The sequence below is a fragment of the Arcicella sp. GW821-FHT09D11 genome (assembly GCF_059416265.1).
Window position 1 is genome coordinate 517,129 of record NZ_JBWKOV010000004.1, and the last position, 15,623, is coordinate 532,751.

A 15,623-nucleotide genomic window follows, 5' to 3' on the forward strand; every position below is an offset into this window, starting at 1 on the left:
AAGCTGTGAGTTTTTATACAATACAATTAAAAAAGCTTAAAGCTCACTGCTCAAGGCTTATAGCTCACAGCTAAACAATTACTTTTATCGCTTTCCCTCTCAATGTTTTTCCAATAAATGGAGAATTTTTTGAGGCAGAGATAATTTTTTTCTCACGATATACCCATTCTTCGTCTTCCGAGAAAACAGTCAGATTAGCTTTTTCGCCTACTTCTATTTTTGGTACGCTAAGTTGAAGAATTTGTCGTGGATTTACAGTGATTTTCTCTATTAAATCTTCCAATGAAATTTTTTCATTATAAGTATTAATAGCAGCGAAAAGAGTTTCTAGCCCAATCACCCCAAATTCTGCCATATCAAACTCTAATTTTTTAGATTCTTCGTCTTGTGGATTGTGATCTGATACGATAGCATCAATTGTTCCATCTTCTAAACCATCCCAAAGGGCATCGACATCTTCTTGCGTACGGAAAGGAGGGTTTACTTTAAAATTAGTGTTGAATTCTGACAAATCATTTTCAGTAAAACAAAGCTGATGGGCATACACATCACAAGTAATAGGAAGCCCAATATCTTTACCCATTCTGATTAAATTTACTGATTCTGCCGAAGATATACCAGAGAAATGTAATACACTTTTATCGACAGGCAAGTCGGTAAAAGGAGTATTCAATACATATTCCAACAACTTCAAATCACGCATTAGCATAATTTCTTCAGCCATTTGAGGCATTCCTTTCATTCCTAAAAAAGTACTCATCATGCCATCGTGCATTTGACCAAAATGAGTAAGGTTAGTATCTTCTGGACGATTGATTAATACGCCACCGAATTGAGAAAGATACTGTAACGTTTTTAAGAAAATATCTGGATTTTGAATAGGGTTTTCACCATCAGTAAAGGCGATAGCTCCTGCATGATGAAGGTCTATCATTTCAGTAAAATCATTTCCTTCACATTTTAAAGTAACAGCCGCCATTGGATGGAACTTTACTTTTTCTCCAGCTCGTTTTAAATAATTCACACTTTCGCGTGTTTGAATTACGGGCTTGGTATTAGGCAACAAAGCAATTTCAGAGAAACCTCCCGCTAGGGCAGCAGCTTCCATCGACTGAAAACTCTCTTTATATTCGTGTCCTGGTTCTTTAGGGTGTACGCGTAAATCGAACCAGCCGATTGATACGCAAATATCTTTACCTTCAATAATTTCATCGGCATCCAAATCGATTTCGTCCTCAATTTTTTGGATGCTACCATTTTCGACAAAAATATCTTTTACCTGACCGTTCAGGTCGTTGTTTTTACAAATTATTTTAACGGAACGAATAAGAATTTTCATATTTATGTTTTACCACAGGTTGAAAAAAGAGATTGTTAGATATGATTAACACTGGGCTTTGTACATCAAAAAAAAGCCCTGATTGTCAGGGCTTTATAAAGTATTTGTTTTGGATTAATATCCAACGTGTTCTTTGTAAGAATCAGTATCCATCAAGGCTTCAACATCAGCAATGTTAGCTACTTTCATTTTAATCATCCAACCTTCACCGAAAGGGTCAGAATTTACTAATTCAGGAGCATTTACTAATGCTTCGTTGACTTCTAAGATTTCGCCAGCAATTGGCAAAAATAAATCAGAAACAGTTTTAACGGCTTCTACCGAACCAAAAATTTCGTCTTGTGCTAAGGTTTGTCCTGCTGTTTCAATTTCTACATATACAATATCTCCTAATTCACTTTGTGCAAAATCTGTGATACCTACTGTAGCAATATCACCTTCTAATTTCACCCATTCGTGTTCTTTTGTATAACGAAGCTCTGCTGGAAAATTCATCTGTGTTGGTTTTGTTGATTTTTGAATTGGGTCGCAAGTTAAATTAAAATTAGTAAAGTTCAAAAAGCTTCTCAAGCAAACTATTGATGATTTATTCTGATAAACTAAATCTTACTTGGAAACCTGCCGCTATCGTTGAACGATAATACGAGTTTGAAACAAAAGGATTATTAAACATTTTATCAAAATAAACATTCACACTAAGCCTTTTATTGACATTATAACTTGCTTGTGGACGGAATTGAAAATTCATAAATCCTTGAGTTACTACTGTTTCAGCATCCAATTTTCTTTGTATCGTTCTTGTATCACGAATAGTTAAGTTGGCACTAAACTTTAAATCATTAGGCAAGCGAACTCTTCTGCCTTGCACCCTGAAAGGAATAAGCATATTGGCTTTTGTAAAGCCCATTCCAACCGTTAAATCTTTGTTCGTTAATTCATTTACTTGTGAATTAGCAAGGTTCAAGCCTACATTTCTATCTTGATTATACTCAATTTTTAAGGAAATCTTACTTTTTGTAATGGCATTAAAGCCTACAAATGGCGCAAATCTTTCTTCAAATTTTATCGTACTCATTACAAATACAGGAATCAACGTACCATCTTGATTTACTTTTGATGAAAGTGGATACATTAAATTATTCAAGTTCAACTGGAATGGGTCTGTATATTCTAATGATGACACAAAATTACCTACGCTATAAGTGGAGGTATAGGCATGTGTAATAGAAATATTAGAAAACATTCTTTTGAACCAACCAATATTGGCTAAACCATTGTAGTCAACTCGCCAATTTGGAAGAGGCAAATTCACAAAAGGAGAAAAGCTCACCTTGTTTGGTGAAACACCGCTATATGCTGCAAAAAATGCTGGAATCAATACATCTTGCGAATTGATATTGTATTCTCCTGTGCCTAGTTTTTGTCCATTGAGGCGATCCAAGATAGTCTGACGATAACTTCTAAATCGGTTAAAAATGACAGAATTATTATCAGGTGAATTACTATCAAAGGTGGTCAGGAACGATAAAAACGACATACTGTAATTTCCTGAACGCACTGGACTTTGACTTTGAAATTCTCCACCAGCAGTGGCAGGTCTAAAGAACTCTTGATAATTATCTGACCTACTCCATTTCCCTTCAACCTGTATTTTGAAATCTCTGAAAGGTTCTAGGGCACTTCTGTAAGTGAAATTCTGTGTCCTCGTTTGTAAAAAAGGCACATTTTGAACAGTACTTTTTGTAAGCCAACCATTTTCGGCAGCTCTAAAACGAATATCACCATCTTGGCTACCAGTAATAAAGCCTATTCCCGGAGCTGAACTCTGATTGTTCATTCCTAATAAACCCGGATTTGGCATAAAACCAGCAAGCGTAGTAGATTCATCAATGTTGTAATTGATGTTAATACCACGGATAGTCATCAATAAACGTGTAATGCTTTTCAATACATTTGCCTGTGGCTTGATGATATCTTCATCGTCACCAGGGCTTCGGGCAATATTTTTACGTTCTACCCTTGGCTGATTCGCTATTCTTAATGCTCTAATTCTGTTATACAGTGCCACCAAGTCTATCTTACCAGTAATACCTCGGTTTCTGGTGTTTTTAATAATATTACCAAAAGGTACATCCAGAGAATCTTTAATATTATACGAATTGGCAGCATAAGTATAACCAAAGCGATGGTTATAGTCGGCAGTCATCCAATCAGTTAATGGCGATTTATTCAAAGGTAATCTCCAAACAGTATTGAGTTGTTGGTCATAATTTTTGGTTCTACCAAATCGTCTTAAATTTGCCGCTACTGAATCTCTATCTTTCTGCGTCTCCAAGCCACCATACGGCTCGTCAATGATAGCATTGGCTGTAGCATTGTAATTGACAGTAACGTTTTTAGTTAAATTCCAACCCAAGTTATAATAGCGGTTGAATAACCAATATTTCTCAAAAAGTGGTGCAACTCCATCTGTCGTCAGTGTCGGTATGCCGCTACTTCCTGTCTGTGTTATTTCGGCATTCCGCAATTGTGTTTTGATAAAACTTCTATCCATATCTGCTCTGATTGTAACAGAGTTTGGTAAAGGAGAGAGGTTGAAATCTTTTACCCAACGCAATAGAGGATGATTACTTTTCATTCCCTTAAATGGCTCAATCGACTTCGGATTACCCGTAAAAGTGTAAGTAACACCACCACGATGTGATGTTTGTCTATATTCATCAATCGTCGTATTACTTCTTTTTAATTCTGCAAAAGCATAGGTAAATGTAAGGTTCTCAACATCCCAAGCATGCGACTTGGCAGTCGGATTCGTTTTTATCTTTCTAATGTTGGTAAGGTTTAATCCTTTTCGCTCAGAATTATCCTGTACCATCCTACGATACCGCTCTCGTTCTACTGGGTCAGTGATACTAGCAAGCGTACTGTCCAGTAAAATATCTGGGTCTAATGGATTAAAGGTTGGGCTGATATTTCTTTTATCGTAACTTACATATAATGGAATTTTTAAACCCCATTTTTCAGGTAAAAGCTTGTCAACATTAATGTTTGCGGCAATACCATATTCAATAGTAGTTTCTCTGGCACGTTCAGAAATTTTAGATTGTACGCCACCAAAGCCATAATTTTTGAACGAACCGCTCATCGTTACATTGGCAAAATCTGCCAATTTCAATCCTAACTTCCCAATAGCTGCTTGTCCCGAGGTTTGGTCAAAACCAGAAGCCCTTAATTCATCTACCCAGATACAAAAAGTTTTAGCCTGTTCATCTGCCGATTTCGGGTTTCTCACACCAATCATCGTAGTCAGGATGGCACTTTGGTCAGGTCTACCCACAACGGTTACAAAATAAGTATGACCATTATTCCCCAATACTTCTTTACGGTACGGAGTATTCAAACTAATACCAAGTCTATCTCTTTCTATTTTTACACTTTTGATAATAGCAAAAGGAATATCAATTTCATTTTCTTCTCGCCATACTTCTTCAGACGTAACCGAAGTAGCATAATGTGTTTGTTTTAATCCTTTCGTTTCAACTTCATAATAATTGTCTGTCAAGTCTGTACCAATTCTGATGAAAGCAGATACATTATTTTCAACATCATTATTTGGGCTGTCCATGTGGACAAACATCTTCAAATTTTTGTAATTGATAAAATCAAATAAAGTATTTTTGAAACCTGCTCTTGAATCACCGTCTCTCAAACCATCAACACACATGCTCAATGACTGTTCGTTTAATTGAGCATTACTAATCGTAGTAATGTCTCTGTCACGAACAAACCCTGGAGGAACTACATACGGAACCGTATTCGTGCCTTTGTTGGCAGGGCCGTTTTCTTCAATGTTGACGGTCGTAATTCTAAAGTTAGCATCATAAGGCTCTGGAACATCCTGTAAACCTCTAGGCGTAAGTTCACCTGTATATTTACGGTATTGAAAACCAGAAAGCTGGAAGGCCGCAAAACGAAAAACCACTGGCTGTTCCCAGCCTGTCAGGAAAGTACGGATAAATCTCATTGATTTAAAACCATTCACATTTCCTACTTTACTCGTATAGTCTTTGATAGGGATTCTGAATAGAAACCAATCAACGCCATTTTCAGTAATTTTGTCAACGATATAATTCTGTCCTACTACCATTTTCTCTTGTTTAATATCAAGTTCGTATTGGTAATAAGCTTGGTTATCGTTTACTGTATTATCATTGTTCAAATCCTCACGATCAGGCTGTTGATTACTTGACTCTGTATAGCCAGAATTTGTATTAGCTGTTGCCGCTGTAGTAGGAGAGTTGTTCTCTAATCCCATATAATTCTTATAGCGAACAATGAGACTTGACGTGTTATTGTATTTTTCATTTAAATAATGCACAAAGTCATCACCTGCAGGGTCATTCTCAAATTCTAATAAGGCAGTTTGGTCAGTTACTTTTCCACGAACGTCATTCAAATAAGTACTAAAAAAACGTTGTTCATCAAATTCATCTGTTGAAGCAGAAGCCTTGTTCGGAAGACCGTCTAACCCAATATCTTGTAAACTTCTATCGCTATTATTGGAGAAAGCATTGGTTACAAACTGTTGTTTAGGTGCTAAACCCCAAATGGTTCTTTCAACATTTGATGAAGTACCCGTCACAATCTTTTCACCTGCTGGAATGCCATTTTCAAAGTTTGAGAATCCATCTGGAATAAAATCTTCTGAAATATCCCCTAAGTTGAAAATTAATTTTCCTCCTGTTTGATTACGTCTTTGGCTATTCTGACGGTCAGTATCTGCATCACCCGTAGCCCTTACTACGCCCGTTTCGCCTTCTACTAATGGATTCATCATCCAAAATTCAAGGGTTTCAATATTGGCATTATCAAAGTCTGTGTCTGATGTAATTGCACGAGTAATCGCTCCAAAATTTTGTGTTGGATTGTTTAATAAACCTCTGTCGTTCAGATTAGTTGAGAAGTTATAAACCCCTCTTTCAGCAGGGAAATAAGAAACATCTAATACGCTTAATGGAATACCTGTGATGTTGTTCGCTAACTGACGATTTGGGAATAAACTTGTAATAGATACAGCTCTTTCATAGGCATATTTATTAGATTCCTCTGAGTTTACCCCCGGTACATTGATATTTGAACCATTGTTTCCATATAAACTAAAGTCGGCAATATAAGTTGAAATTTTGGCTCTTCTAAAGCCACTCTCTAAGCTGTTGGGCGAGCCTTGAGGAAACATCAGAGGGGTAGCACCTGGTTTCCAAGCCGTTGCTTGGTTACTTAGGCTAAATACATTTCTAGCTACCTCAAAATCATCAATAAAAGCATTGCCTTGAACATCTTTGTTAACAGACGGAATAAGTTGTGCAAATTCACCTTGGAAGTCAATACCAGATGTTTCTTTGGTCGAAATTAAAGGCAAGGCATCAATCAGTTTCGTTAAGAATTTTGAAGGACGTTGAATTGCTGCATCAAAACCAAAAATGGTATTATTAACTGGTTCGTTCCCGATTTGTACCCTTGTTAAGAAGTTAGGAGGACTCTCTTTCATGTGCTGAACAGTAGCTCCCAAGTGGAAGTTTTGTCCAACGGTATAATCTAAGTGTGCACCTAGCAATGTTCTAATTTGATTATTAAACAAATCAGGTTTTTCATAGCAGATTTTGATTTCTCGCCCTGAATTCGAAACGCCTACATTTAATATCCTTACTCTACCAGATTGTGGTTCAACAATATAGTCTGTGCCAGCCGCTAACGGTACGCCACCCGCTGATACTTGTACCGATTTGGCATCTACACCAATGGGTAAAGAGACATCCCCTCCACCAGCAGATTGATAACTTCCTTTTAAGAAAAACTTATCCTTACTGGTCAATTGTGCTGCATCGGTTTGAGTGCTTCTATATAAACGATCAAAAACGTATTTATCGACCAACTGAACCTCATCTACATCAAATTGTTTTTGTAAAGTTGACCCGAAAGGTTCCAATACTGGAAATATTACTTTAGCATTTTTACTGTCAATGGTTACCCCTTCTACAAAGTCAAAATTTCCATCCACTTGCGCATCACCATTTTGGTTTAGCTTATCTAGTCCCAAAACCCTGATTAATGGAATATCCTTTAGTTTTCTACCTTCTTGTAAATTCGGATTATCAACGCCTGTTTGGTCATCTTTATAAACCACTCTTAGTTGAAACGCCTGTTTTGCCAATTGCTGAGTATTCAATGAATAAATGTTTTTCATCATCAAATCCCACATCGGATGCTCCAGATTGTTACGCACAGTAGATGATTTTAACATTTTTAAAATCAATACTTTATCGTCTGCTTGGTCTTGGTAATCCTCAGTAAGTTCTCCCACTTGGTGTCTTTGACCATTCAACGTATATTCGTATGAAACTGCCAATACTTCGTCATTACGAAGAGGCGTAATCAATGAGATATAACCAAGCTCTGGACTAAACTTGAATTCTCTGTCCGATAAACGTTTCGCTCCACGAAGTAAGTCAAAATCAGGGCCTTTGGTCAATCCAAATTCACTTTGTAACCGAAAAGTTGCTTGGTCTGCCTTTCTTACTTCCGCATCTGCTCTGGCTGCTGCATAAAGTCCATTGTTGGCATTGTCTACAGGCGTTTGTGTACTTCCATTAAAAGGCTGAATATGTTTACTTGTTTTATTATAAGGAGTAGCTTCTCCCAAATCTGAAAATGCTACTAAATTTCGGAGTGTTTCAGGGCTTTGAGTTCTGTTGGTTACGTATACTTCTACCCGTGTAATAGTAACCCCCGACGTAATAATTGGGAGGTTTTTAAGTGAACGTTCATAATTATTCCTAAAGAAAGTAGATAAGAAAAAGTGCCTGTTTTCATCATAAGCACTCGCTTTGATTTCAAAGTTTTTTCCTTGACTTCCTCCTCTTAGGGTGATACAATCTTGTTTTGAACGCTGTTGCGCTAATACGGTAGTAACATCCAAATTACCAAAACGCATTAACGTTTTTAATCCGAATAGGTTTTGAACCCCTGGAATGAGTTGACTATTTAATTGCCACGATGTATTACCTACTTCAATGTTTTGTAAAATGTCTTCTTCATTTGTTCTCCAATTTAACTTTAGTTGATTTTGAAAATTGAAACTTGCCTTTGTATCAAAATTGGTATTAATATTTAATTTATCACCTATCTTTCCCTGAAAGTTTACTTGTGCTTGTTCTGTAAAATTTAAGTTGCCAATGTATCGTTGCTGGACAGGTATAGCTGGATTATCGATAAATTGACCAATGTAACCTATATCTAATAAAACATTTCCGTTTGGCTTGAAATCCACTTGGGCTCCTCCAAAAATACGGTCGATAGCAGGAGGGAGTTCTATTTTTGGTAATAAGCCTCGGCCTTTGGTGTCATCCTTCCCATCTTGCGAAGCGGCATACTTTCGCCAGTAGTCTCGCATAAATCTATCCTCTTGTAATCTAGAATAATCCTTTATGCTAATCTGCTCGGCAGGGCGATATTGGGTATTATCAGGAAGACTTTTTAGCTTTTCATACACAGAAATTTTACCTGATGAATCTAGCCTAAATTCAGTATTTAAATCTTTGGAGTCTTTCGGAATAAAGGGTGAGCTTGCTGTTTTTCCTGTAAAGCGATTTGCGTAACGGTCTTTTAATTTGAAACGAGGGCGCCTCCCAGATTTTTTTAGGGTATCAGCTAGGTAAGAAGAAAGAATGCCTTTTGGATTTTTTTTGGTCAGATAATAGGCGGTACCATGCATTGGTGAAACCCATGCAAGAGAAGCAAAAACTGACAAAATTAACCCTCCAGAAAGTAAGTAAAACTTTTTTCGTTGCACAGTTAGTAGCTTGATGTTCAAAAAATAAGGTATTTTAATTGACGTGGCATTTTTAAGAATAATTCGTGAAAAACAGGTTAGTAAAGCCAGGTTTTTACGAAATGAACTTAAAATAGTATTAATTTTTTAATAGGTAAGTTTAGCAAGTATTTTTATGGTAAAGAAATAAAAGCATCTTGCTGAACTTCAAACGAGAAATAGCCCCTCAATATTTCTTAATGTGATTAATTTTTGAAGTATTGAGTGTTTGTAGCGAATCTTTAATGACTATCGTAAAGCCATTTTGATTAATTGCTCTACCGTAATATCTGTTCCTTCTTTTTTCAAGATGACATCGATACTCTTTTCAGCAACATTTTTAGGAATCCCTAAGGTAACCAAAGCAGCCAAAGCTTCGTTCCTTACTTTGTTGTTTTGTGTTGGGAAAATAGAAGGCGAAGCAGTTCCTAACATTTGCTCTTTTCTGAGTTTATCCTTTAATTCGATAATGGCTCTTTGAGCTGTTTTTGCACCAATTCCTTTAATACTTTGAATGGTCTTAACGTCTTCGTTGATTAACGCATGGCGAATTTCTGCTGACGACATCGAAGAAAGCATGACCAAAGCAGTATTTGGGCCAATACCTGATACACTTAGTAAATCAAGGAAAAGTATTTTTTCTTCAGGGTCTTTAAAGCCATATAGAATGTGGGCATCTTCTCGGATATTTAAATAGGTGAATAGTTTACAACGCTCTGTGCCATCTTGTAAGGCACCATAGGTTTGAAGCGAAATTTTAATTTCATAGCCAACTCCGTTTACATCAATTATAACGTAAGCAGGGTCTTTGTATGTTAATTTACCGTCAATGTAGGCGATCATCTAATATATTGAATTATTGTAAAAAGCCAAAGCAAGCAATTTTGCTATACTTCAATCAATTCATAAATGAAGGAATTGATAACTTCAAAAATACGCAAAAGTCCGCATAACTCAAATGTCATGCGGACTTTTAAATATCTTGGTATTTTTAAATTACTAAGAAACTCTTAGTTTCATGCCTGCTTTTACAACATTACTTTTGATTCCATTCAATTTTTTCAATTTATCAATTGAAATTCCTCCGTAACGTTGTGATATATTCCAAAGGGTGTCGCCGTCTTGTACATTATGAAAACGCACTTTGCCTTTGTTTACACTCTCTTTCTCTTTTGTACTTGTACGAGCATACTTTACCGTACTCGAAACCGCAGACTCTTTGAAGATAGTCAATTTCTGCCCTGGCTGAATCGTTGAGTTGTCAAGATGGTTCCAGTGCTTAAGGTCATAGACATCTACGTTAAAATGATCTGCTATTTGGGTTAGATTATCTTTTTTCTTAACAGTATAAGTAACTTTCTTTGGCTTTTTATTAATTACCACATCTTCCATGTCATCCTCTACGATTTCCTGTCTGGTAAATACCGTTCTGTTTTCAGTAGGAATAGATGCCAAAGTTTGTTGGAAAGCACTGGTAGTATCTTCGGTTTTAGTGGTACTAGCCAATACCACCCCAGGGTTTTGCATTGCTTTCTCAATAAGTGATGAAGGCATTTTCGTAGCAGAATCAAGAATTGATTTACGGTTTTCTCTGAAAAATGCCATTTCTTCTTTAGGCAATCGTAGCTGGAAATTACGGGTGCGAGCAGGCAAAATATGCGTCAAAATCTGAGGGTTCATTTTTTGAATTTGCTCTAAAGAAATGTTACTAAGTGTTGCTAATTTATCTAAATCGATATATGAATTAACAAGGATAGTATCATGAGGAGTAGCCGTTTCAATATTTTCAGCATAAATGTCATGCGAATCTGCATGGTGCATCATATAAAGAATACCAATGTATTGGGGAACATACGCCCTAGTTTCACGCGGTAAGCAATTGTAAATAGCCCAAAATGTTTGTCCACCACCACATTTACGAATAGCTCTACGCACATTGCCTGGGCCAGTATTGTAGGCAGCTAATACCAAATGCCAATCGCCAAAGATATTATAAAGCTGACGCATATACTTACAAGCAGCCTCAGTAGCTTTTTCTGGGTCAAAACGCTCGTCAACATACTCATCCATTTTTAAACCAAAGTCCAATCGAGCTGTTTTAGGCATAAATTGCCAAAGACCACCAGCACCTGCTCTGGAAATAACCTTAGGGTTTAAGCCTGATTCAATCAATGAAAGATATTTTAACTCATCTGGAAGACCATACTTTTTCAAGTATTTCTCATAAAGAGGAAAAAATACCCCATTTCTTTCAAGCATGGTTTTTGTGAATGAAGGTTTGCGGTAGGCAAAGTATTCGACAAATTGGTGGGTTACAGAATTATATGTAAGAGGAATTTCTTTTTCTAAAGCTTTTAGCCTAGGTTCAACCATTTTAGGGTCGATAAGCCACGTAGGCTCTGGGGCTGTAATTTGTTGGATTGTTACCGTAGCGGTATCAGTTGTAACAGTTTGCTGGTCTGGACCTGCTGTTATTTGGGCATTTGTAAATGTGCTTACTGAAAGTAAACAACCGATACATAATGTTCTAAAAGTGGCGAGTGTCATACAGTAAGGATTGGTCTATCTTTAATTAAGGGTTAACACAAAAAAATACAATTACAAAGCTAAATGTTTTAAACTAAAAAAACGAATGATTTATTGTGTTTATGAAAGAAGGTGTTGACATATTATAAGAATTGAGCAATGTTCTTTGTTCTGAGAAAAACATTCTTATCACTACAAAGCTACTTAGAGGACTCAATTTTAGCAAAAAAAAATGTACCGCCTATCCTTATTTGTAAAGGTTTGTAAGCGATACTTTTTTTGTGATAATATTAAAAAGAATAAATATCTTATGCTATTTCCTTGGCAAAAGCTAATAATTCAGCTTCTTCAAAAGCCCCAGCCATAATCTGAAACCCTATTGGCATTCCCTCGTTATCTACTCCGTTAGGAATAGAAATAGCAGGTAAACCAACCACATTTGCTTGTACTGTAAACAAATCACCCAAATACATTTGGATAGGGTCGGCTGTTTTTTCTCCTAATTTATAGGCCGTTGTTGGCGTAGTAGGGCAAATTAAAAAGTCATATTCAGTCAATAAAGTATCTGTATATTCTTTAATTAATCTTCTTATTTTTTGTGCTTTCGTGTAATATGCATCATAATAACTTGCACTCAATACAAAAGTACCCAGCATAATTCTTTTACGAACCTCTTTACCAAAACCTTCAAATCTTGATTTTTTGTAAAGTGATATTAAGTCTACTGCTTCTGGACTTCTATGTCCGTAACGAACGCCGTCAAATCTTGATAGGTTTGAGCTAGCTTCTGCAGTCGTTAATGTGTAATAAGTTGGTAAAAAATATTTAATCAACGGGAATTCTACGGCCTCCACCTGATATCCCTTTGCTTTTAAATAATCTAATTTGGCTAACGTCGCTGCTTTTACTTCTGGCTGTAAGCCCTCGCTTTCTACTGCTTCTTTCAAATAGCCAACTTTATACGTTTTTTTCTCAGTTTGAAAGGTAGAATAAGGTACAACATCTTCGTTTGAAACTGTACTATCTTGTTCATCTTTCCCCGCTATTACTTCTAATAAGATGGCAGCATCTTGCACTGATTTTGTAATCGGACCAATACAATCGAATGAAGAAGCATAGGCAATTAATCCCCAACGAGAAACCCTTGTATAAGTAGGTTTTAAACCTACTAAACCACAAAATCCTGCGGGCATTCTAACCGAGCCACCCGTATCTGTTCCTAACGAAGCCAAACACATATCTGCTTGCACAGCGACAGCCGATCCCCCTGATGAACCACCTGCTACTCGGTTTTCACCAACTGCATTTAAACATGGACCAAAAGCAGAGTTTTCGTTAGTAGAACCCATCCCAAACTCATCACAATTCTGTCTTCCTATGATAATGGCATCTTCATCTATCACTCTTTGAACAGCAGTAGCTGTAAACTGGGATTCAAATCCATCTAAAATCTTACTGCCTGCTTGTGACGTATGGTCTTTATAGCAAAGTAAATCTTTGATACCCAAAACCATTCCTGCTAATTTCTTGGCTGTTCCTGCTTTAATTTTGGCATCAATTTGGTCTGCTTTTTCCAAGGCTTCTTGGTCAAAAACAGATAAAAAAGCATTTAATGTGTTGTTCTTCTCCTCAATATTTTTCAAATAGAACTCTACTAACTGTCTACAGGTAATACTACCTGCGTAAAGGTCTGCTTGGATATCTTTTAAGGTTGAATATACTTTCATGAATGGTTTAATTTAGTGTAATTACAATAGCGTGGTTAAGAGTTGTGAATGTTGAGTAATGAATTATTTACTACCGTGTTTGTGGTTAAAAAGCTGTTTTTCAGTGATTTAATCGGAATGATAACGTCAGTTGTTTATACTTTACTACTTGTTTGAAACCCTTGTTACTTGCTATTGAACTTAATTAGATAGTTTTATGATTGAAACCTATCTATTAACAAAACAAAAGCATAGCTGAGATAATAAAATCACCTCAACTATGCTTTTGCTAAAATCCTTTAATACTATTTTGTATCGTCTTCTAAGCCTTTTGTAATTTGGTCAGTTACGTCCTTTTGTGCTTCTTTGAATTCTTTGATGCCTTTTCCCAAGCCTTTCATTAATTCTGGTAATTTTTTACCGCCGAAAAATAACAACACTGCTAAACCCACCAAAATTAATTCTGGACCGCCCATGTTGAAAATTAGATAAATTGAAGTAAGTTCCATGTCCTTAGTTATTAAATATTTGCGTAAAGATAAGCAATGATTTTAGATTTTAGTTTTTACCATTTAGTTTTTCTTTCTCTACAAAAGCATACAGAGCCTTGCAAACCTATTTTTGTGGTAATAATTCTCCTTTTTCCCATGCAATAAAATTATCTACATCTTCTTTCAAAGAGTTAAATAACCACATCACTAAAGCCAAATCATCAGATAACCCTATAAAAGGTAGGAAGTCTGGGATTAAGTCGAACGGAGAGATAAAATAAATTAAGCTAGCAATAATTTTTAGGATACTAGCCCACGGGATGATTCTGTATTGGCCCGTAGCATAAGCTTTTACCATTCTACTTAACGTTGTGATGCGCTCTGCAAGTACTTGTCCTACGCCTTTATTTTCTTTACTAGCAATATCTCTGGCTTTGATGAGTGCTTCTCTTAATAATTCTAGGACAGCCAAACCAGTCCCAGCGTATTTCCCAGCCTTTTTCGTAGCAGCTCTAAAGAATGTCGATTTCAAAACTCTGCCTACTAAGTCTTCATTATTCATATTTTATGATATTAAATTTTGATGATTCGATGAATGAACATATCTATATAACGTAGCAAATATACAATTTACCAAACTTTTACTAAGAATTCTACAAAAAATACTTAATAAACCGTTAGTGAATAAGCAAATGGGTTACATTTGCGTTAGATTATAAACGTATTTACTAAAACAATTAATTTACAATCGATTATGTCAAAAATAACTGTCGTAGGTGCAGGAGCGGTGGGAGCAACCACTGCTGATAACATTGCCCGTAAAGAATTAGCATCGGAAGTAGTATTGCTTGACATTAAGGAAGGCTTTGCTGAAGGTAAAGCCCTAGATATGTTTCAAACTGCTGCAATCTTAGGGTGGGATACTAAACTAACGGGTGTTACTAACGATTATTCTAAAACGGCTAATTCTGATGTCGTTGTGATTACTTCGGGACTTCCACGCAAGCCAGGGATGACTCGTGAAGAACTAATAGGAGTAAATGCAGGTATTGTAAAATCAGTAGTTGATAATATCCTTAAGTATTCTCCTGAGGCTATTTTTGTGATTGTATCTAATCCGATGGATACGATGACTTACTTGGCATTAAAAGCTTCGGGCTTACCTAAAAACCGTATTATCGGTATGGGTGGAGCGCTAGATTCTGCACGTTTTAAATGCTATTTATCTTTGGCGATGAATGTATCACCAAACGATTTACATGGTTCAGTAATTGGCGGACATGGTGATACTACAATGATTCCACTTACGCGTTTAGCTACTTGGAACGGAACACCTGTTGCTGATTATTTAGACGAAGCTACGTTGAACAAAGTGGCTGCTGATACGATGGTTGGTGGTGCTACACTAACAGGCTTATTAGGCACTTCGGCTTGGTATGCACCAGGTGCTGCAAGTTTATCAGTGGTTGAATCAATCATTCGTGATGAAAAACGTGTAATTCCTTGTTCTGTTTTCTTAGAAGGAGAGTATGGACAATCAGATATTTGTCTAGGCGTTCCTGTAGTATTAGGAAAAACAGGATGGGAGAAAATCCTTGATTATAAATTAAATGATGCAGAACAAGCTTTGTTTGCTAAATCAGCAGATGCTGTTCGTAATATGAATAACGTATTATCTACGTTAGATTTGTAGT

At 36.4% G+C, this 15,623-nt stretch carries 9 protein-coding genes; 1 reads left to right on the forward strand and 8 read right to left on the reverse strand.

Going from position 1 to position 15,623, the window contains the following annotated elements; translation table 11 throughout:
* Positions 1-70 precede the first annotated feature (70 nt).
* The 8 genes from AC07N0_RS14970 to AC07N0_RS15005 form a co-directional block, all read right to left on the reverse strand.
* Positions 71-1,339, reverse strand: a complete 1,269-nt coding sequence (locus AC07N0_RS14970) for a dihydroorotase (RefSeq protein ID WP_492799056.1) — start codon at positions 1,337-1,339, stop codon at positions 71-73.
* 114 nt (positions 1,340-1,453) lie between these two features.
* Positions 1,454-1,834 (reverse strand): glycine cleavage system protein GcvH, encoded by a 381-nt coding sequence (gene gcvH / locus AC07N0_RS14975; RefSeq protein WP_492799057.1) that lies wholly within the window; start codon positions 1,832-1,834, stop codon positions 1,454-1,456.
* Between the two features lie 91 nt (positions 1,835-1,925).
* A complete protein-coding gene (gene sov, locus AC07N0_RS14980; protein ID WP_494589803.1) occupies positions 1,926-9,209 on the reverse strand; it encodes a T9SS outer membrane translocon Sov/SprA in 7,284 nt (2,427 codons plus the stop codon).
* Positions 9,210-9,455: 246 nt separating this feature from the next.
* Complete coding sequence (gene ruvA, locus AC07N0_RS14985; RefSeq protein ID WP_323249965.1) at positions 9,456-10,049, reverse strand: Holliday junction branch migration protein RuvA; 594 nt, start codon at positions 10,047-10,049, stop codon at positions 9,456-9,458.
* Positions 10,050-10,205: 156 nt separating this feature from the next.
* The gene (locus tag AC07N0_RS14990) at positions 10,206-11,753 is read right to left on the reverse strand and encodes a lytic transglycosylase domain-containing protein (protein ID WP_494589804.1); all 1,548 of its coding nucleotides are present in this window, start codon (positions 11,751-11,753) and stop codon (positions 10,206-10,208) included.
* A gap of 287 nt (positions 11,754-12,040) precedes the next feature.
* Positions 12,041-13,459: an Asp-tRNA(Asn)/Glu-tRNA(Gln) amidotransferase subunit GatA gene (gatA, locus tag AC07N0_RS14995; protein ID WP_494589805.1), complete on the reverse strand. Its 1,419-nt coding sequence runs from the start codon at positions 13,457-13,459 to the stop codon at positions 12,041-12,043.
* 284 nt (positions 13,460-13,743) lie between these two features.
* Positions 13,744-13,947 (reverse strand): Sec-independent protein translocase subunit TatA/TatB, encoded by a 204-nt coding sequence (locus tag AC07N0_RS15000; protein WP_492799061.1) that lies wholly within the window; start codon positions 13,945-13,947, stop codon positions 13,744-13,746.
* Positions 13,948-14,053: 106 nt separating this feature from the next.
* Positions 14,054-14,491, reverse strand: a complete 438-nt coding sequence (locus tag AC07N0_RS15005) for a YkvA family protein (protein ID WP_492799062.1) — start codon at positions 14,489-14,491, stop codon at positions 14,054-14,056.
* A 192-nt stretch (positions 14,492-14,683) separates the two neighbouring features.
* Between AC07N0_RS15005 and mdh the strand changes: the two genes are divergently transcribed.
* The gene (mdh, locus tag AC07N0_RS15010; protein WP_492799063.1) at positions 14,684-15,622 is read left to right on the forward strand and encodes a malate dehydrogenase; all 939 of its coding nucleotides are present in this window, start codon (positions 14,684-14,686) and stop codon (positions 15,620-15,622) included.
* Position 15,623: the final 1 nt, after the last annotated feature.